16 protein-coding genes are annotated in these 18046 nt (G+C 57.7%); 3 read left to right on the plus strand and 13 right to left on the minus strand.

All coding sequences use genetic code 11. The features are described from left to right. Positions 1 to 120: 120 nt before the first annotated feature. From QPM17_RS05935 to mpl, 3 genes are all read right to left on the minus strand, one after another. Positions 121 to 1266 carry an acyl-CoA dehydrogenase family protein gene (locus QPM17_RS05935; protein ID WP_285389611.1) on the minus strand — a complete coding sequence of 382 codons (1146 nt, stop codon included), beginning with the start codon at positions 1264 to 1266 and terminating at the stop codon, positions 121 to 123. Between the two features lie 116 nt (positions 1267 to 1382). Continuing rightward, on the minus strand, positions 1383 to 2030 hold the full coding sequence (locus QPM17_RS05940; protein WP_285389614.1) for a flavin prenyltransferase UbiX: 648 nt from the start codon (positions 2028 to 2030) through the stop codon (positions 1383 to 1385). Between the two features lie 38 nt (positions 2031 to 2068). Continuing rightward, positions 2069 to 3463: a UDP-N-acetylmuramate:L-alanyl-gamma-D-glutamyl-meso-diaminopimelate ligase gene (gene mpl, locus QPM17_RS05945; RefSeq protein WP_285389617.1), complete on the minus strand. Its 1395-nt coding sequence runs from the start codon at positions 3461 to 3463 to the stop codon at positions 2069 to 2071. Positions 3464 to 3617: 154 nt separating this feature from the next. On the opposite strand from mpl, the gene QPM17_RS05950 reads away from it, so the two are divergent. Then, positions 3618 to 4880: a 6-phosphofructokinase gene (locus QPM17_RS05950; RefSeq protein WP_285389618.1), complete on the plus strand. Its 1263-nt coding sequence runs from the start codon at positions 3618 to 3620 to the stop codon at positions 4878 to 4880. Between the two features lie 64 nt (positions 4881 to 4944). Here the strand turns inward: QPM17_RS05950 and QPM17_RS05955 are convergent, their stop codons facing one another. Both QPM17_RS05955 and QPM17_RS05960 read right to left on the minus strand, forming a co-directional pair. Further along, positions 4945 to 5196 carry a GrxA family glutaredoxin gene (locus QPM17_RS05955; protein WP_285389620.1) on the minus strand — a complete coding sequence of 84 codons (252 nt, stop codon included), beginning with the start codon at positions 5194 to 5196 and terminating at the stop codon, positions 4945 to 4947. Between the two features lie 170 nt (positions 5197 to 5366). Beyond that, positions 5367 to 7493: a methyl-accepting chemotaxis protein gene (locus QPM17_RS05960; protein WP_285389623.1), complete on the minus strand. Its 2127-nt coding sequence runs from the start codon at positions 7491 to 7493 to the stop codon at positions 5367 to 5369. 106 nt (positions 7494 to 7599) lie between these two features. Between QPM17_RS05960 and QPM17_RS05965 the strand changes: the two genes are divergently transcribed. Then, entirely contained in the window at positions 7600 to 8040 is a 441-nt protein-coding gene (locus QPM17_RS05965; RefSeq protein WP_285389624.1) for a YqaA family protein, read from the plus strand. On the opposite strand, the gene QPM17_RS05970 is transcribed toward QPM17_RS05965, so the two are convergent. Next, positions 7983 to 9425, minus strand: a complete 1443-nt coding sequence (locus QPM17_RS05970; protein WP_285389625.1) for an ABC1 kinase family protein — start codon at positions 9423 to 9425, stop codon at positions 7983 to 7985. The two genes, QPM17_RS05965 and QPM17_RS05970, sit on opposite strands and share 58 nt — an antisense overlap. 256 nt (positions 9426 to 9681) lie before the next feature. Here QPM17_RS05970 and QPM17_RS05975 point away from each other — a divergent pair, with 256 nt between their 5' ends. Beyond that, positions 9682 to 10770 (plus strand): GGDEF domain-containing protein, encoded by a 1089-nt coding sequence (locus QPM17_RS05975; RefSeq protein ID WP_285389626.1) that lies wholly within the window; start codon positions 9682 to 9684, stop codon positions 10768 to 10770. Between the two features lie 37 nt (positions 10771 to 10807). On the opposite strand, the gene lipB is transcribed toward QPM17_RS05975, so the two are convergent. From lipB to mrdA, 7 genes are all read right to left on the minus strand, one after another. Then, complete coding sequence (gene lipB / locus QPM17_RS05980) at positions 10808 to 11446, minus strand: lipoyl(octanoyl) transferase LipB (protein ID WP_285389627.1); 639 nt, start codon at positions 11444 to 11446, stop codon at positions 10808 to 10810. Between the two features lie 4 nt (positions 11447 to 11450). Continuing rightward, entirely contained in the window at positions 11451 to 11720 is a 270-nt protein-coding gene (locus QPM17_RS05985; RefSeq protein ID WP_285389628.1) for an HP0495 family protein, read from the minus strand. Positions 11721 to 11753: 33 nt separating this feature from the next. Further along, positions 11754 to 12920, minus strand: coding sequence for a D-alanyl-D-alanine carboxypeptidase family protein (locus QPM17_RS05990; protein ID WP_285389630.1), 1167 nt, complete (start codon positions 12918 to 12920; stop codon positions 11754 to 11756). A gap of 31 nt (positions 12921 to 12951) precedes the next feature. Next, on the minus strand, positions 12952 to 13821 hold the full coding sequence (locus QPM17_RS05995) for a septal ring lytic transglycosylase RlpA family protein (RefSeq protein ID WP_285389631.1): 870 nt from the start codon (positions 13819 to 13821) through the stop codon (positions 12952 to 12954). Next, on the minus strand, positions 13821 to 14849 hold the full coding sequence (gene mltB / locus QPM17_RS06000) for a lytic murein transglycosylase B (RefSeq protein ID WP_285389633.1): 1029 nt from the start codon (positions 14847 to 14849) through the stop codon (positions 13821 to 13823). The genes QPM17_RS05995 and mltB overlap by 1 nt, the downstream gene beginning before the upstream one ends. 160 nt (positions 14850 to 15009) lie before the next feature. Then, positions 15010 to 16152, minus strand: coding sequence for a rod shape-determining protein RodA (gene rodA, locus QPM17_RS06005; RefSeq protein WP_285389634.1), 1143 nt, complete (start codon positions 16150 to 16152; stop codon positions 15010 to 15012). Then, complete coding sequence (gene mrdA / locus QPM17_RS06010) at positions 16152 to 18044, minus strand: penicillin-binding protein 2 (protein ID WP_285389635.1); 1893 nt, start codon at positions 18042 to 18044, stop codon at positions 16152 to 16154. Before mrdA ends, rodA begins: the two co-directional genes overlap by 1 nt. Positions 18045 to 18046: the final 2 nt, after the last annotated feature.

The raw sequence follows: 18046 nt of genomic DNA on the forward strand, positions 1-18046 counted from the left end.
TCCTGATCCGGAAGAATATTGCCGAATTATGGAGGCCATGCTAAACCACAAGGGCAGGATAAACCACCGGGGTGATTACCCGAAGCCAACCACCCTTGTGATCAGAATTCTCAACCCTCCTCAGAACGAGCGGGCGACAATCTCCTTCATGATTTCATTGGTACCAGCGTAGATACGCTGGACCCGGGAATCTGCCCAGGCCCGGGCGATGGGGTATTCCCACATGTAGCCGTAACCGCCGTGAAGCTGAACGCATTCGTCCATGACTTTGCATTGCAGGTCAGTTGTCAGCTGCTTCAGCATAGCCGCGGTCGGAATATCCAGCTTCTTCTCCAGATGCAGCTCAAGGCAACGGTCACAGAAGACACGTGCCGCGGTGATCTCGGCTTTCATTTCCGCCATCTTGAAGCGTGTGTTCTGGAATGCGATCACCGGCTTGCCAAACGCCTTACGCTCTTTTACGTAGTCCAGTGTCCACTGCCAGGCAGCCTCAGCAGCGGCAACAGCGGTCAGTCCGACCTGGAGGCGCTCTGCCGGCAATTCCGCCATCAACTGGAAGAAGCCCTGCCCCTCCATGGAGCCCAGCAGTTTGTCCGCCGGCACCTGGACATCCTGGAAGAAGAGTTCGGAGGTGTCCTGGGCCTTCATACCCACCTTGTTCAGGTTCTGCCCTTTCTCAAAACCTTCCCACGCACTTTCCACCAGCAGCAGGCTGGTGCCCTTGGCGCCTTCCTTGGGGTCGGTCTTGGCCACCACGATTACCAGGTCCGCCATCTGCCCATTGGTGATGAAGGTTTTCGAACCATTGAGCACATAGTGATCGCCCGCCTCGTTCTTCACCGCCGTGGTTTTCACGCCCTGGAGATCAGAACCGGCACCGGGCTCGGTCATGGCGATAGCGCCAATCATTTCACCAGAAACCAGTTTCGGCAGGTAATACTGCTTTTGCTCTTCGGAACCGTAATTGAGTATATAAGGGGCAACGATATCGGAATGCAGGGTCCAGCCGATACCGGAAAGGCCCGCCCTGGAGACTTCTTCCATGATGACGGCGCTGTAGCGGAAATCCGCTCCTACGCCGCCATACTCTTCCGGCATGGTGGGGCACAGGAAGCCGAGCTCGCCGGCCTTGGTCCAGAGTTCCCGGCTGACCTGGCCGTCCTTCTCCCATTGTTCGTGGTAGGGCGCCGCTTCCTGCTGCAGGAACTTGCGAACGGAATCCCGAAAGCCTTCAAGGTCGGCATCGAAGAGTGTGCGTGGAATCATGGTGAACCTCGGTGAATGACTGTCTTGTGGTTGTCGTTCACCAAGTCTCGGGGGAGCGGCGTTTTCGCTCAATGATGAAAAACATCAATCGGGCTGGCCAAAACCATCGCCGGCAGTCAGTCGGGCTGCCTGGACCTGAGCCGTTTCTCACCCCAGCGCGGCATCAGATCCTGAGGCAGGCCCAGGTGGTCCAGCAGACGGGCGACGATAAAGTCCACCAGATCCCCGACCGATTGAGGCTGGTGATAGAACCCGGGGCTGGCCGGCATGATGACTGCCCCCATGCGGGTCAGCCGCAGCATGTTTTCCAGGTGCACCTCGGAATAAGGCGCTTCCCGCGGCACCAGGATCAGTTGCCGACGCTCTTTGAGCGCCACATCGCCGGCACGCTCGATGAGGTTATTGCTGGCACCGGTAGCCAGTGCGGACAGGGTTCCGGTACTACAGGGGCAGATAACCAGAGGTGCCTTTTCACCCGAACCGGACGCCGGCGGGGAAAACCAGTCTTCCCGGCCAAACACCAGCACCTGCCCCGGCCGGGCTCCGGCATAACTGGTCAGTTTTTCCTGCATGGCCGGCGTGCTGCCCGGCAGCTTCAGATCCGTTTCCGTGGCAATCACCACCTGGGCGGCCTTGCTGATCATCACATGCACCCGGCAGTCCGCGGCCACCAGGCACTCCAGCAGGCGAAGGCCGTACTGTGCCCCGGAAGCTCCGGTGAAAGCCAGGTTGATCACCCGCTGCGTGTCTGATGCTGCTGTCATGCTGATGTTCCCTGATCGGTTAGGAGGCAAACGCTCTGTCAGCCGGTTTTACGTTCCAATTCGGCAATCAGCTTCTGATGAATACCACCAAATCCGCCATTACTCATGATGACAATATGGCAGGGGCCGGATACCTGTTCCAGAACCCGGTCGATCAACGCGTCCACCGTGGACTCCACACTGTGTCGGTCCGGGAATTCCGCCGTGGCTCTGTAGCCCTCAATCAGTTCGGGCAGCCAGTCCATCTGGTTGAGGTTGGCCCAGATCACCCGGTCCGCCGCAGCCGCGCTGGGTAGCAGGGTCTGCTGGTGCACCCCCTGCTGCATGGTGTTGGAACGGGGCTCGATCAGGGCAAGGATAGTCTCCTCCCCCACCTTGTTGCGCAAACCCTCAAGCGTGGTAGTGATGGCCGTGGGGTGATGGGCAAAATCATCATATACGTGCACACCACCAACGTCCGCCAGCAGCTCCATCCGCCGTTTGACGCCGGAGAACCGGCACAGCGCCGCCACGGCATGGTCCGGCGTTACCCCTACGTGGCGTGCTGCGGCAATGGCCGCCAGAGCATTGCGTACGTTGTGCAGCCCGGTCTGTGACCATTTAACCGTGGCGACGGGCTGTTCATGGTGAACCACCATGAAGCGGCTGCCATCCTCAGCCAGCAACTCCGCCCGCCAGTCCGCCATGTAGGGCACTTCACTGCCAATCGAGGTGGCCTGAATACCGGTCCAGCAGCCCAGCTCAAGCGCCCTGTCAAGATGTGCATCCAGCGCCGGACGCACGATCAGTCCACGGGAGGGTACTGTTCTGACCAGGTGGTGGAACTGGCGCTCGATGGCTTCCACGTTGTCGAAGATATCGGCGTGATCGAACTCCAGGTTGTTGAGAATCAGGGTATGAGGCCGATAGTGAACAAACTTGGAGCGCTTGTCGAAGAAAGCGCTGTCGTATTCATCCGCCTCGATCACGAAGAAGTCACTGTTACCCAGCCGGGCAGAAACCGGAAAGTCGTTAGGCACCCCGCCCACCAGGTAGCCGGCCTCAAAACCTGCCTGTTCCAGAATCCACAGCAGCATGGCTGTTGTGGTGGTTTTACCATGGGTACCTGCAACCGCCAGTACCCAGCGATGGCGCAGCACTTCCCTCGCCAGCCATTCGGGGCCGGACATGTAGTCGATGTTCTGGTTCAGGACCGCTTCCACCTCCGGATTGCCCCTGGACATGGCGTTACCAATCAGCACCAGGTCTGGCGCCGGCTTGAGGTTATCAGCATGGTAGCCGTCCATCAGGCCTATACCCTGGGCTTCAAGCTGGGTGCTCATGGGTGGATACACCCCCTGATCGGAACCGGTCACGGTGTGCCCAAGCTCTCTGGCCAATACGGCCAGGCTGCCCATGAAGGTGCCGCAGATTCCCAGGATATGAATATGCATTCGGTTATCGACCTCTTGGATGAAACCTGCAAAGCGTCCCGTATAGAGTGCAGGGCGTCAAGGGTTCCTTACGACGATTGATGTCATGAAAAAAAACAGCGATTGGCGTATCATCTGCCGCATTCGATGAAACTGCAGGAGGCACCAGCCGGAAATGGCCACCAGAAACGCATTCTATGCCCAGTCAGGCGGTGTGACCGCCGTCATCAACGCCAGCGCCTGCGGGGTCATTCAGACCGCCCGCAAGTACCCGGATCAGATCGGAAAGGTCTATGCCGGACGCAATGGTATTATCGGCGCACTGAAAGAGGAACTGATCGACACCAGCCTGGAAAGCGATGATGACATCCAGGCCCTGATCCATACCCCGGGCGGTGCATTCGGGTCCTGCCGCCACAAACTGAAGAACTTTTCCGAAAACAAGCGGGAATACGAACGCCTGATTGAAGTGTTCCGCGCTCACGACATCGGTTACTTCTTCTACAATGGCGGCGGCGATTCCCAGGATACCGCCTACAAGGTTTCCCACCTTGCCGAGAAGATGGGCTACCCGATTACCTGCATGGGCATCCCGAAAACGGTAGACAACGACCTGCCCTTTACCGACTGCTGCCCCGGTTTCGGATCTGTGGCCAAGTACATTGCCACCTCTACCCTGGAAGCCAGCCTGGACATCCGCTCCATGTGCGAGACGTCCACCAAGGTGTTCATCCTGGAAGTCATGGGGCGTCACGCCGGCTGGATCGCTGCGTCTGGCGGACTCGCTGGCAAGGGTGAAGGGGAGCCTCCCCACGTTATTCTGTTTCCCGAAGTCCCGTTTGAACGGGAGCGGTTTCTTGAGCGCGTTGATTTCTGCGTAAAGGAGTATGGCTACTGCGTGGTGGTTGCGTCGGAAGGCGCCCAGTATGAAGATGGCCGCTTCCTGGCTGATGCCGGCGCCAAGGATGCGTTCGGCCACACCCAGCTCGGTGGCGTAGCTCCGGCGCTGGCCAATATGGTGCGCCAGGCCCTGGGTCACAAGTACCACTGGGCGGTGGCGGATTACCTGCAGCGCAGTGCGCGCCATATTGCCTCAGCCACAGATGTGGAACAGGCCTATTCGGTAGGCAGGGTGGCCGTGGAAATGGCGATGGCAGGCAAGCAGGCACTGATGCCTACTATTGTCCGCGAGCAGTCACGCCCCTATCGCTGGCACATTGGTGAAGCGCCGTTGAGCGAGGTCGCCAACCAGGAAAAGAAAATGCCGATCCACTTCATTACCGATGATGGCTATGGCATTACCCAGGACTGCCGCGACTACCTGGAGCCATTGATTTACGGCGAGAGCTTCCCGCCATTCGACGACGGCCTGCCCCGCGTGGCGAAACTGAAAAATCAACTGGTTGAAAAGAAACTGAAGGCCGACTTTCAGCTCTGATTGGCCTGCGAAAAAGGGTGCCCCTGATTAGTCAGGTGGCGCCCTTTTTTTCGTGGACGATGATTCAGCTGGCCGTCGTACCGGCCCGCGCCAGATACTCGGAGAAGTGATCAAAACCACCAACATGCTCCTGGCCCACAAAAATCTGCGGGACCGTATGCACCGGCTTACCGATGGTTTTCGACAGATCTTCTTTACTGATTCCCTCTTCAACCATGTCGACATAACGGTATGGCAGATCATTGATCTCGCAAAGCTGCCTGGCACGCATGCAGAAACCACAGGAAGCACGGCCAAAAATGGTGACTTGCTCCATAATTCAACTCCTGGTCCGGAAAATGGACGGGCCTTCACCGCCTCGAAAAGAAGGCATTATGATCGCACGTTTGCCTGAAAATAAAATTGATGACCTGAATGGCACCGATAGCAATAAACGATCCAGCCACTGACCACAACTCCCTTTGCAGCCGGACCTGACCCGGAAGATCAGGTCTTGAGACGGCTCAGCTCGGCATCCAGTGCCCGCACCTGCTCATCGAGGGACCGGCCGCTGCCACTTACCCGTTGCGCCAGTGTTCGCAGATCGTTTGCCGCATCACCAATACGGGTAAGGTTCTGATTGATTTCCTCACTGACAGAACTCTGCTCCTCTGCTGCCGTCGCCACATGAGTGACGTGCTCCACAATGGTGGCGATGCGCTCTACTACAGTAGCCAGGGAATGGTCTGCCTCACGGGTACCGTCAACCGCCCGGGTCGCCCGGTCGACGCCACTCTGGATAACGCTCACAGCGCCGCTGACATCACTCTGCAGGCCATCAATCATCTGGCTTATTTCGTCGGTCGACTCACGGGTGCGCGAGGCCAGCGTTCTTACCTCATCCGCCACAACAGCGAAACCGCGACCCTGCTCCCCTGCGCGGGCCGCTTCGATAGCGGCGTTCAGGGCCAACAGGTTGGTCTGTTCTGCGATACCACGGATAACTTCAAGAATTCGGTTTATATCTTCACTACGGGTAGCGACGTGGCCGATAGCGGTACTGGCCTCATCCATATCCCCGGCAAGTGCGCTGACACCTTCCAGCGCTGAGGTCAGTGTATCCTGGGTAAAGCGGACGCCATCCTGGGCCATCTGCGCATTTTCCGCTGCTTCCCCGGCGAAGCCGGCTACCTCGCCGGAGGCTGCCGACATTTCATTCATGGCAGTGACAACACTCTCGATATCCTGATGCTGGCGTTCAGTCTGCTCGTCCGTTTCCCTGGCGATTGCACCCACATCAGCTGCCTGCTGACCTACCTTCACGTTGACCTCTTTGAGGTCGTTAATCATTTCCCGGAGACGGCCTAGGAACCGGTTGAACCCGCCGGCGAGCTCGATCAGCTCCGCATGTGTGTCAATATCCAGCTCACGGGTGAGATCCCCTTCAGCACTGGCCAGGTTTTTCATGCGATCACGGATCTCATTGAGCGGCCGGGTGACGGAACGCACCAGCACCACGAGTATCAGAATCGCGACAATCGACACCAGCACACCCACCATGGTCTGTCGCCCGGCCGTAGCGGCCACCTCACTGGATAGCAGACCGGTAATCTCCGCAACGTCCGCCAGGGCAGCTTCGCGGGGCAACTCAATCAGCAGCGACCACTTGGTATCCGGCAGGTCGATCTCAATAGGATAGGAGACGGCCAGGGTTTCCCCGTTGTCATAGGTACCACCATCGGTATGCAGGGAAATATACTCATCAGCCTGTTCCGGCAACGCTTCCGACAGAGGCCGCCCCAGGTAATCACTATAGTGACTGGACGCCGCCACCAGCCCCTTGTTGCTCAGAAGGGTGACCCTTGAAGCTCCGTCGTAGAGCTGGTTGCTGACGTTATTGATTGCTTTCTGCAACGTCGACAGATTCAGGTCGACGCCAACCACGCCAGCAAATTCATTGCCGTCGAGAATAGGAACCACGAGGCTGGTCATCAGTTCCGAATAGCCATCCTCAATCTCATATTCGTAGGGTTCCATAATGCAGGGCTTTTTCGTGTCCCGGGAACACAAATACCATTCCGCCTGCCGAATTCCGAATTCATTCCGGTCGTCGAGGTACTTGGTAGCCGGATCTTCAGTGCGGCTGAATACCACGTCGCCTGTCGGAGAACGGTAGTAGTAGATCTCAAGGGTGCCTTCATCACTGCTGTGCTCTTCAACGCCACCCGTAAAATAGCGGTCCTGACCGTCGTAGGCATCTGGCTCGAACTGAGCATAGATGGAGCTCAGGCTTTCCTGTGCTTCAAGCACCGCGCCAACCGTTTCCTGAAGCGCACTCCGACTGATACGGCCGGAACTGTCAGCCTGAATATTCCGGCTGATGACGTTGCGCACGACTTCCGGCGTCCGATACGCTGTAGCAAACATACCACTGACCACTTCACCGTATTTACCAGCGGTCGCACTGAGCCGGTCGATAGCGAGACTGCGCACTGTGTCACTGGTTTCAGAGGTGATTCGCTGCTCCATCTGCCCCAGCGAAAGCTGTGCGGTGACGACAATGCTGATCCCCATAACCAGCAGGAGGGTAATGACGAGGGCATAAAGTTTGAAGCGTAGTGACAGTTTTTTCATTGATACGGCAACCTGTCTTGGTGCGGGGATATATATTCAGCGTAGTGTCCTTTCAACACCGCTGCCATTCGAGCCTGACACGCAATAATCTCATCAGGAGCGTCCATTGGCCTATTTCACTCTGTTCATGACCGCGCTGGCCGCGGCAACGCTGTTGCCGGCATACTCGGAAATTCTGCTTGGCGGCATGGTCACGCAAGGCTATTCACTCTGGGGGATCTGGTTCTGGGCCACTGCAGGCAATACCGCAGGCTCTGTGATTAATGGGGTTATCGGCAGGCAAGTGGATCGCTTTAAGCACAAACGCTGGTTTCCGGTTTCTGAAAACCAGCTGGAGAAGGCCAGAACCCGCTTCAACCGCTATGGGCAGTGGTCACTGCTGCTGGGCTGGCTGCCCATTGGTGGCGACGCACTGACTCTGGTGGGCGGGATCATGCGCGTGCCCTGGCTCAATTTCGTGGTGCTGGTGGGTATTGGCAAGGGTATACGCTACGCATTGGTAATCTGGCTGGTACTGGAAGCATCCGGCGTTCCCGGGTCATCATAGAGGTATTTCCGAAGCAGGTCCTCACCGTTGAACTCGGCGTTGAGTACCGCAATGAAGGTGTAGACGCCGATCAGTTTACGGTTAAGAAACACAAACTCTTTTGGCGGAACCTTGAAGTAACGGCTAATGGCGGAGCGCGCTGCCTGGCGGGCAACCCGGGACGGTAGGTCGCTTTGTTTCCAACGGTATTCACCCTTGTCGTTTACGGCGTAATCCGGCCAGTTGCTGCGGTCCCGTGACAGGGGTTCCAGCACCGACATGCAAACCGCGCCAAACTTTTCCAGCACGTCGTCCGGCCAGTCCGGGTTCATGAAACGGAGCTTGACGCCGCCATCAATCACTGCCTCCAGATCGCCCTCGTAGGACGCCCGGATCATCTGGATAACCGGATCAAGGAATTTTGCCGAGTAAGCCTGAACGGCACCAAAATCCAGTAATACAATCTGGTCGTGCCGGGTGTCGGCACCATTCTCGCCGGCAATGCGGATGCGGTAGTTGCCGAAGTTCGGGTCAGTCTGGATTTCGCCCCAGACGAAAAGCTCCCTGAAAAACAGCTCCAACGCTGCCCGGCCGAGTTCGCTGCGGCGCTCCAGGGGCAACTCCCTGACCGCGACCGAGCTGACGGAATGCCCCTGCTCGTAGGTGGAGGCAATAACATGCACGGTGCAGTATTCTTCCAGAACACGGGGCACCACGAAGCGGGGATCATCCAATAGCATTTGCCGGAATTTCTCCGTGGTTTGTGCCTCCAGGCGATAATCCACCTCCCGGTGCATCATGTCCCGTACTTCTTCCAGCCAGTCGTTGAATTCCGGACCGAACGATACCAGACGAGCAACCCGGAGCAGCTGAGCGACCGAATTAAGGTCGCTATCAACAGCCTCATCGACGCCCGGGTACTGGACTTTCAGCACCAGTTCGAGGCCATCGCTCCGTCGCCGGGCCCGGTGAACCTGACCGAGGGAAGCGGCACCGATCGGGTCGGGATCCACCTCCAGTTCCGCCAGCCGCTGGGCACCAAGTTCGTCTTTGAGTACGCGCTCAATGGACGGCCACTCAAGCCAGGTCGTCTGATCTTCCAGGGTATGCAGCGCCTCGGTCACCTCTTCCGGCAGGAAGTGTTCGCCGTACAGTGCCATCACCTGTCCGATTTTGACCACACTGCCCTTGAGCTTACCCAGCTCGTCCACCAGGAATTGGGCCTGGCTGGATAACATGGCCCGGTGCCTCGCATCCCGCCGGTCCTTGCTGCCAAACCAGTTGGTGGCCATGTGTGAGGCCATGCGCGTGCCGGCAAACAGCCCTGCCCTTGTCAGGGTAAGCCGACGCTCAAAGCTTCCAGTCTTGATACGTGCAACGGATGTACTCTTGGGTCTGGGTGCCATCAAAAACCTGCCCGGTTCAGTAAGTGTTGGCGTTATCAGCCTCTGCGATCATTATACGGATACCTCATCACTCAAGCCTAACTGACGCGCCGCCAAAACCGTGACCATGGGGCCAATGTAAAAGCCCCGACTCCTGCTTACTCATGAACTAGGGTAACGGTTTACGTTTTTACACAGATCCTTCGTTCAAAGGCGTTTAGTATGGAAGCGCGGACTCAAGGCTCCCGCTCAAACCAAAAACAACAAGACCGGCACAATGACCCAGATCATCAGCAGACCATCGGACACCAAGCTCTCGCAGTTCCGGGTAAAGGGCGAAATCCCGGTTCCCCTGCTGATCGGGCGGCTCACCCTGGCAGCTGTCCCTATTCTTCTGTTTTTTGCCTGGCGCTCACTGGATCGGGGCTTCGCCGGCTCCGCCACCATTCTGATCATTTTCGCAGCCCTGCTCAGTGTCAACGGTATTATCTATCTCGCCAGCCATAACAGCACCCTTCAACGCCGTGGCTTCATCACCGTTATTACGGTGCTGTTTACTTACCTGGCTGTCAATGCAGTAGAGGATGGCTCGGCTATTATATGGCTATTTGCCTACCCACCGATCATCTTCTACATCAGCGAGGCCAGAGTGGGGGTAATTGCCTGTGTCGGTGGTCTCGCTGCAGTAGCGCTTCTGTTCAGCCCGCTGGGAGATATGGTATTCGACACCCCCTACAGCACCAGTTTCCGTCTGACCATGCTGGCCGTACTGGGTTTTGAAATGTTTACCTGTTTTGTCCTGGACCAGAGCCGGCGGCGCAGCAAGCTCGGCCTGCTGAAACTGGCTGCTGAATTCGAATACGCAGCCAAACATGACGCCCTGACGGGACTCTATAACCGGCGGGAGGCCCATGAGCAGCTGGAGACCGAATACCAGCGTTATATGCGCAACGGTCGGGCTTTTTCAGTGCTGCTGATGGATATTGACCTGTTCAAGTCTGTCAACGACAACTACGGCCATCACGTCGGTGACGAGACTATCATGATGGTGGCCAGAACGCTCCGGGAGCAGAGCAGGAAGGTGGACACACTGTCGCGGTGGGGTGGCGAGGAATACCTCGTATTGCTCCCCGAAACAGACATCACCGAGGCCGTCCAGACTGCCAACCGGATACGCCAGGCAATCGCCTCTACCCCTGTCAGGGCAGAGAAGCGCACCGTCAATATCACCATCAGTGTCGGCACGGCCACCATCCATGGCGCCGAGTCCGTGGACCGACTGCTGCAACGGGCTGACGAAGCTCTTTACCGGGCAAAAGACATGGGGCGAAATAAGGTCTGCGATTCGGAGGGAAGCTTTAGTTAGCGTGACAGCAGGCTGATTCGAGTGGCAACGCCGGGGGTCACCACCCCGATACCCGGCGGACGGCTCCCCCTGCGAGGCCAGCCACCAGCTCGTCGGAGAGGGTTGAGGCGAGATCGGCGACCGTTGCACCGGGCACAAAGTCGCTGACCTGACACATGGCCATGCCAGCATAGCCACAGGGGTTGATCCGGCGAAACGGTTCCATGTCCATGGCCACATTCAGGGCCAGCCCGTGGAAAGAGCATCCCCGCCTTACCCGCAGACCCAGCGATGCTATTTTCGACTCTTCCACATAGACCCCGGGCGCATCCGGGCGCGGTGCCGCGGTAACACCCAGACCCGCAAGCGTTCGCACGATAGCCTGTTCGATCAGGTCAACCAGAGTGCGAATACCCAGCCGGTGACGGGTAAGGTCGATCATCAGATAGACCACAAGCTGCCCAGGCCCGTGATAGGTCACCTGCCCGCCCCGATCCACCTGGATCACCGGGATATCTCCGGGCGCCAGTATGTGTTCCGCTTTTCCGGTCTGCCCCTGGGTGTAAACCCGAGGATGCTCCAGCAGCCAGAGTTCGTCCGGGGTGGAGGCATCTCTGGATGCTGTAAACGATTTCATCGCTTCCCAGGTTTCCAGATAGGGCTGCTCCCCCAGGGTACGCACTATGAGTTCGTCCATCAGGTCACAGCACCATATGAACCCGGCCGCTGGCTTTGAGCTCTTCAAACAGGGCCTTCAACTGCGGCTCGCCAGTGGCAACGATGGTCAGGCTGACTGAAGCAAACCGCCCACCCCGGCTGTCCTTGACTGATACGTCATCATCCGACAGTCCGGGAGCGTGCTGTTCTACGACTTCCACCACGAACTCGACAAAGTCCGGGGCGGCATCCCCGATAACCTTGATTACATAGTCACAGGGGAACTCGATCTTGGGTGCCTTTGACTCGCTCATCCCGGTTTTATCTCCTGTGGGCATACTGCGCCCTTACTCAAATAACTGAACAAAGAATAGCTTGACGGCGTCCCAGAGTCGCTTGAAGAAGCCCCCCTCGGGAACATCCTGGAGCGCCAGCACCGGCTGGTCAACAACCACATCGTCTTCCAGGCTTACCGTTACGCGCCCCAGCTCATCGCCCATGGAGACGGGAGCCTTGATCACAGAGTCAAGTTCAACGGTGGATTCCAGGGAATCCCTCGAGCCCCGGGGGATGGTAACGTAGACATCTTCTGTAAGACCTACCGACAGGTTATCACTCTCACCGCCCCAGACACGCGCTTCCAACAGTTCCTGTCCGGCACGGAACAGTCGCTCGGTCTGGTAGTAACGGAAGCCATAGTTGAGCATTTTCTGCACTTCCTGGGCACGGGACGAAGTGCTGTCAGCTCCCATCACCACTGCAATCATGCGTGTATCGTTGCGCTTGGCAGAGGCCACCAGGCAATAGCCGGCCTCTTCCGTATGGCCTGTCTTCAGGCCATCCACACTGTCGTCACGCCACAGCAGGCTGTTGCGGTTCGGCTGCCGTATATTATTGAACGTGAAGTGCTTCTGCGCATACAGTGGGTAGTTTTCCGGGTAGTCATTGATAATCGCCTTTGCCAGCAGGGCGAGATCGTAGGCCGTTGAAAAGTGGTCCGGTGCCGGCAACCCGGTGGCATTGGCAAAACTGGACTCATTCATACCCAGGATCTGCGCCTGCTGGTTCATGATATCGACGAACGCGCCTTCGCTGCCTGCAACGTATTCCGCCAGCGCCACAGAAGCATCATTCCCTGACTGGATAATGACACCTTTCAGCAGATCCTCGACCGAGACTTCCGTTCCTTCCTGGACAAAGGTGCGCGAGCCTTCGGTCCGCCAGGCGTTAACGCTGATGGGTACCATATCCGACATGGATATCCGGCCCTCGTCCAGCTCCCGCTCCACAATGTAGGCCGTCATCATCTTGGTCAGGCTCGCCGGAGGCAGACGTTCGTGACTGTTTTCCTCCATGATGATCCGTCCGGAAAGCGGATCCATCAGAATGTAGGAACTCGCCGCTATCTGCGGCGGTGACGGTATCAGCACAGACTGCGCCACAACCGGCATTACTGGCAACAGGGCCAGGAGCAGAACAGCGGTGAAGGCTCGGAACACTTTGTTTATTGCCATGGGTCCATTCGATATCAAGTAGGTGATGGGTTCAATGAGAGTCCGTCAATAGAATTGACTGACCAAATCCGTGGTTTTCAAGAAGGCTCTGGGCTCTGAGGGCTTCGTCCTCGTCTCTGAACGGTCCCACCTGAACCCGGTGGAAGCGGCCAGAAGCCGTTTCTATTTCCCTGACCCGCATAGGGTTTGCCACAGCACGCCGGGCGCGATCCATCAGAGCCTCGGCGGGGTTACGCTGGCTGAATGAGCCCAGCTGTACGAACAGCGCCTCATTACCGGGCCCCGTGTTGGCCAGGCGCCCGGCAGCAACCGGAGCCCCGGCGTCAGGAAAGGGTTTTCCGGCAAGGGTCATCGACCCATCGCGGTTAACCGTAATGGCTGCCACTTCGACCCTTGCGGTTCCCCTGCCCTGATAACCAAGCTTCTTGGCCGCAGCATAGGAAAGGTCTATCAGCCGGTCGCCATGGAATGGGCCACGATCATTGACCCTGACCACGACAGAGCGACCATTATCCAGGTTGGTCACCCGAGCGTATCCGGGAATCCTAAGGCTCTTGTGTGCTGCTGACATCTCGTACATGTCAAAAACCTCACCGTTGGAGGTTTTGTGGCCGTGAAACTTCTCACCATACCAGCTCGCAGTGCCCCGCTGAACATAACCGTCATTGCTGTCCAGCACACGGTATTCCTTACCCCAGACATTGTAGGGAGATTTGTTCCCTGCCCGACGGGGCTCCTCGTACCTGGGCTTGGCGTCGGCGAGACCGGAAGCGTCAAAGTCGCCCGAAGGCGCACGATCCCGGGAAAGGGAATAACGGGAAGAGTGATCCGGCTCAGGCGATGACGCACACCCTGCAAGGATCAGTGCCCCGAAAATCAGCAATAGGACATGGATTTTCATCACGAGCTGTTACCTACCCCGTCTTTTATTTCTGCCTGCTCTACCCGCGCTTCCAGAGCCCTGGCCAGCTGGTGCACTGCCATGGCATAGAGATGACTGTGATTGTAGCGGGTTATCACATAAAAATTATGATACGTCAGCCAAAGTTGCTGTTCATCTTCGCCGACAAGGCGAATAGCCCTGGCGTCAGCATCATCTGGCACATCGGCTTCCGGCACTATACCGGCTTGCCGGTAGTCGTTGACCGTGAACTCGGGTTTCAGTTCCCGGGACAGCAATCGCGAGGACTCTGGCAGAGTGTTACCTACCTGTTCCGCAACTGGCCCGCCAGGTTGCCAGTGATGGGCCCGGAAATAATTGGCGACGCTGCCAATGGCGTCTACCGGATTGGTAAGAATATCTGCCACGCCATCACCGTCAAAATCGATCGCGTAATGACGATAACTGCTGGAAATGAACTGGCCATACCCCATTGCCCCGGCGTAGGAGCCCGTGAGTTCAAGAGGGTCGAAGCCCTGTTCACGGGTCATCAGAAGGTACTGGGCAAGTTCACTGCGAAAAAAACGGCTCCGTGGCGGATAATCAAATGCAAGCGTGGCGAGGGCATCCAGTACCCGGTATTTGCCCTTGTAGGTGCCATACCAGGTCTCGACACCAATAATCGCGGCAATGACCGGTGCCGGCACCCCGTATTCATTTTCAGCCCGCTCAAACGCCTCCTGATGCTGCTGAAGGAACTCGACCCCCTGTCCGATGCGCTCTTCGCGCATGAAAATCCGGCGATATTCGTACCATTCGAGGGTTTTCTCCGCCGGCCGGCTGATCGCATCCAGTATCGAATCACGACGCTGCGCGCTGGCCAGCAATTCCGATACCCGCTCTGTTTCAAACCCATAGCGTTCCGCCATCTCACGGACAAATTCACGTCCCTCGGGTGTCTTTTCGTACTGCCCCGCCAATGCCAGGGTCGGGAACCAAAGGCAGCCCATTGTCAAACCGATACCGATCCAATACCTGACAGCTTTCATGAATCCCCTTGACCGGATGTAACCCGTAACTTTATCAATGCCATACTGCCAGGAACGCGACTGACAATTGCCGCAACGCGAGGCGCTGCCAAGATTACCATGCTGGCGGGCCCTGCAACCATTACTCCCCGTCCATGGTCCACCACCATCACTATCGCCGTCAGGCGCCGATCATCCGCCGATGGGTATGGACCGACATCAGCACCCCGAAGGCCGCCATCAGCGTCACCCCTGACGTTCCACCGTAGCTCACCAGAGGTAACGGAACGCCTACCACCGGGAGCAGTCCACTGACCATCCCCACGTTGACAAACACGTAGATGAAGAAAGTCATAGTCAGTGCGCCGGCCAGCAGACGACTGAAAGAGTCCTGGGCTGTTGCGGCAATGTACAGGCAGCGCAGGATGATCAGCAGATAAAGCACCAGCAGAACCAGCATGCCGACAAAACCGAACTCCTCCGCCAGTACCGCTACAATGAAGTCGGTATGACTCTCCGGTAGAAACTCGAGATGGGACTGGGTTCCCTGGAGCCAGCCTTTGCCATCCATGCCGCCGGAGCCAATAGCCGTCTTGGACTGAATAATATTCCAGCCGGCGCCAAGCGGATCGCTCTGAGGATCAAGCAGGGTCAACACACGCTGCTTCTGGTACTCGCGCAGGACAAAAAACCACATCAGGGGCGCCGCAACCGACACCATGGCGAAGAAAGCTCCAATCAGCCGCCAGCTGATGCCGGCAAAAAACACCACAAAAATACCGGCTGAGCCAACCAGCAACGAAGTTCCGAGGTCTGGCTGGAGGATAATCATCGCCATAGGCAGCAGTACGATCAGCAATGCCACTCCCACGTGGCGCGCACGGGGCGGCAGATAATGACGCGACAGATACCAGGCGGTCATCATTGGTACCACGAGCTTCATCAATTCGGAGGGCTGAAAACGTGGCAACCCGGGTATATCCAGCCAGCGCTGGGCACCCTTGGCACCAACACCAACCAACAACACCGCCGCAAGTCCGGCGACCCCGGCTATATAAAGCCAGGGCGACCATCGCCTGAACACCGCCGGGTCAAGCTGGGCGAACACAAACATCACAATCAGTGCCACCCCCATACGGATGCCCTGGGCTTTCACTACGGCAATATTCGCGTCAGCCCCGCTGTACAGCACCACCAGGCCACCCGAGATAAGGGCAAGCAGCAGAACCAGCAGTACCGGATCAATATGCAGGAAAGACCAGATACCCCTGGAGCCTGACAGGGGGTGCCGCACTGGTTGATCAAAAAGACTTCCGGCTGACATCAGTGGGAAGCCTCCCCGGATTCACCGACTACCACAGCTTCACCCTCGCCCGGAAAACCCAGCAACCAGGCATCGAATATTGCGCGGGCAACCGGCGCCGCAGTCCCGCTGCCGCTACCACCGTTTTCTACAATCACGGCAACAGCAATCTGCGGATCATCCACCGGTGCGAAACCGACAAACAGGGCGTGATCCCGCAGACGCTCGCGGATTTCCTCCTCTTCGTACTCTTCGTCTTCCGCCAGGCTGAACACCTGTGCGGTACCGGTCTTTCCCGCCATTCGATAGGGGGCGCCGCGGGCCGCTCCCCGGGCCGTACCTTTGCTGCCATGCATGACTTCAGCCATGGTATCGACAACAAATTCCCAGTCGTCCGGGTTGTCAAGCTCGATGGACTGGTGGGTTCCTGTGGGCAGCACCTCGTCAATCGACTCCGCACCCTTGATATCCTTGAGCAGCCTGGGCTCGGCCCAGTTTCCGCGGTTGGCGATAACCGAAGTGGCAGTAGCCAGTTGCAGTGGCGTTGCCAACATGAATCCCTGGCCAATGCCGAGGTTTACCGAGTCTCCCGGATACCAGGGCTCATTGTGAACAGCACGCTTCCAGTCCCGGGACGGCAGCAGGCCACTCAGGGCCCCGGCTACATCCAGAGTAGCATCTTCGCCGAAACCGAAGGCGGAAAGGTACTTGTGCATGGTATCAACGCCCATGGTGACAGCTGCATCGTAGAAATAGATATCGCAGGACTCCGCCACGGCTTCTTTCAGGTCCACCCAGCCGTGACCACCCCGCTTCCAGTCACGCCAGCGACGCCCGCCCGAATTCAACTGATAGTAGCCAGGATCCCAGATGGTCTTGTCCCGGGTCACAGCATCGCTGTCGAGCGCAGCGATGGCGAGCATGGGCTTGAGCGTGGAACCCGGGGGGTATTGACCTCGCAGGGCCCGATTGAAAAGCGGCTTGTCGACGCTTGTACTGAGTTCGCGATAGGCTTCGACACCAATGCCGGTCACAAACTGGTTGGCATCAAAACCGGGAACACTGGCCAGCGCCAATAGCCCACCGGTGGAGGGTTCAATCGCAATGATAGCGCCACGCCGGCCATCCAGAAGCTCATGTGCCAGCCTTTGCAACCGCAGATCCATGTGCAGCCGGATGTCCTCGCCAGGTACTGGATTTTCCCGCTCAAGCACACGTAAGGTCCTACCCCGTGCGTTGGTCTCCACATGCTGGTAACCCACACGTCCATGCAGCAACTCTTCGTAGAATCGCTCCACCCCGGACTTGCCGATGTAGTTGGTGCCCGCGTAATTAACCGGATCAATTCGCTGCAGTTCCTGCCTGTTGATGCGCCCCACATAACCGAGGGCATGGGCAGTCAGTTCGCTGTGGGGATAGTAGCGCACGAGCTCGGCAGATACCTCGACACCAGGCAGTTCGTGGCGATGAACCGCCAGGCGCGCAATTTCCTGCTCGTTCAGATCATAGCGCAGAGGCAATTCCTGGAAGGGGCGGCGTGGCTCAAGAAGTCGGCGGTGAAATCGCTCCATGTCCTCCTCGGAAATGCTCAGCATGCCCTGGAGTTTAGCAAGGGTCTGTTCCATGTCGCCAACGCGCTCGGGCACCAGGGTCACGCTGAAAACCGGACGATTCTCAGCCAGCAACACATCATTGCGGTCATAGACCAGCCCCCGGGGAGGCGCCACAGACTGCACCTGAACGCGGTTCTTATCGGAAAGCGTGGTATAGACATCGTGTTCAACCACCTGCAGTTGGTACATTCTGGCAACCAGCAGGCCCAGCAACACGAATACCAGCAACAGCATAACCATGGCGCGCCTCTGGAACAGGCGCCGCTCGGCTACAGTGTCTTTGAATTCTCCCCAGGGCATAT

Source organism: Marinobacter azerbaijanicus (assembly GCF_030250645.1).
GTDB classification, from domain to species: domain Bacteria; phylum Pseudomonadota; class Gammaproteobacteria; order Pseudomonadales; family Oleiphilaceae; genus Marinobacter; species Marinobacter azerbaijanicus.

Excerpts from the sequence above, each read along its gene's own strand:
- mpl (WP_285389617.1), bottom strand. The coding sequence starts at position 3,463 with ATGCATATTCATATCCTGGGAATCTGCGGCACCTTCATGGGCAGCCTG.
- QPM17_RS05995 (WP_285389631.1), bottom strand. The coding sequence starts at position 13,821 with ATGAAAATCCATGTCCTATTGCTGATTTTCGGGGCACTGATCCTTGCA.
- lipB (WP_285389627.1), bottom strand. The coding sequence starts at position 11,446 with ATGGACGAACTCATAGTGCGTACCCTGGGGGAGCAGCCCTATCTGGAA.
- mltB (WP_285389633.1), bottom strand. The coding sequence starts at position 14,849 with ATGAAAGCTGTCAGGTATTGGATCGGTATCGGTTTGACAATGGGCTGC.
- QPM17_RS05970 (WP_285389625.1), bottom strand. The coding sequence starts at position 9,425 with ATGGCACCCAGACCCAAGAGTACATCCGTTGCACGTATCAAGACTGGA.
- QPM17_RS05985 (WP_285389628.1), bottom strand. The coding sequence starts at position 11,720 with ATGAGCGAGTCAAAGGCACCCAAGATCGAGTTCCCCTGTGACTATGTA.
- mrdA (WP_285389635.1), bottom strand. The coding sequence starts at position 18,044 with ATGCCCTGGGGAGAATTCAAAGACACTGTAGCCGAGCGGCGCCTGTTC.
- QPM17_RS05935 (WP_285389611.1), bottom strand. The coding sequence starts at position 1,266 with ATGATTCCACGCACACTCTTCGATGCCGACCTTGAAGGCTTTCGGGAT.
- rodA (WP_285389634.1), bottom strand. The coding sequence starts at position 16,152 with ATGTCAGCCGGAAGTCTTTTTGATCAACCAGTGCGGCACCCCCTGTCA.
- QPM17_RS05990 (WP_285389630.1), bottom strand. The coding sequence starts at position 12,920 with ATGGCAATAAACAAAGTGTTCCGAGCCTTCACCGCTGTTCTGCTCCTG.
- QPM17_RS05940 (WP_285389614.1), bottom strand. The coding sequence starts at position 2,030 with ATGACAGCAGCATCAGACACGCAGCGGGTGATCAACCTGGCTTTCACC.
- QPM17_RS05975 (WP_285389626.1), top strand. The coding sequence starts at position 9,682 with ATGACCCAGATCATCAGCAGACCATCGGACACCAAGCTCTCGCAGTTC.
- QPM17_RS05955 (WP_285389620.1), bottom strand. The coding sequence starts at position 5,196 with ATGGAGCAAGTCACCATTTTTGGCCGTGCTTCCTGTGGTTTCTGCATG.
- QPM17_RS05950 (WP_285389618.1), top strand. The coding sequence starts at position 3,618 with ATGGCCACCAGAAACGCATTCTATGCCCAGTCAGGCGGTGTGACCGCC.
- QPM17_RS05960 (WP_285389623.1), bottom strand. The coding sequence starts at position 7,493 with ATGAAAAAACTGTCACTACGCTTCAAACTTTATGCCCTCGTCATTACC.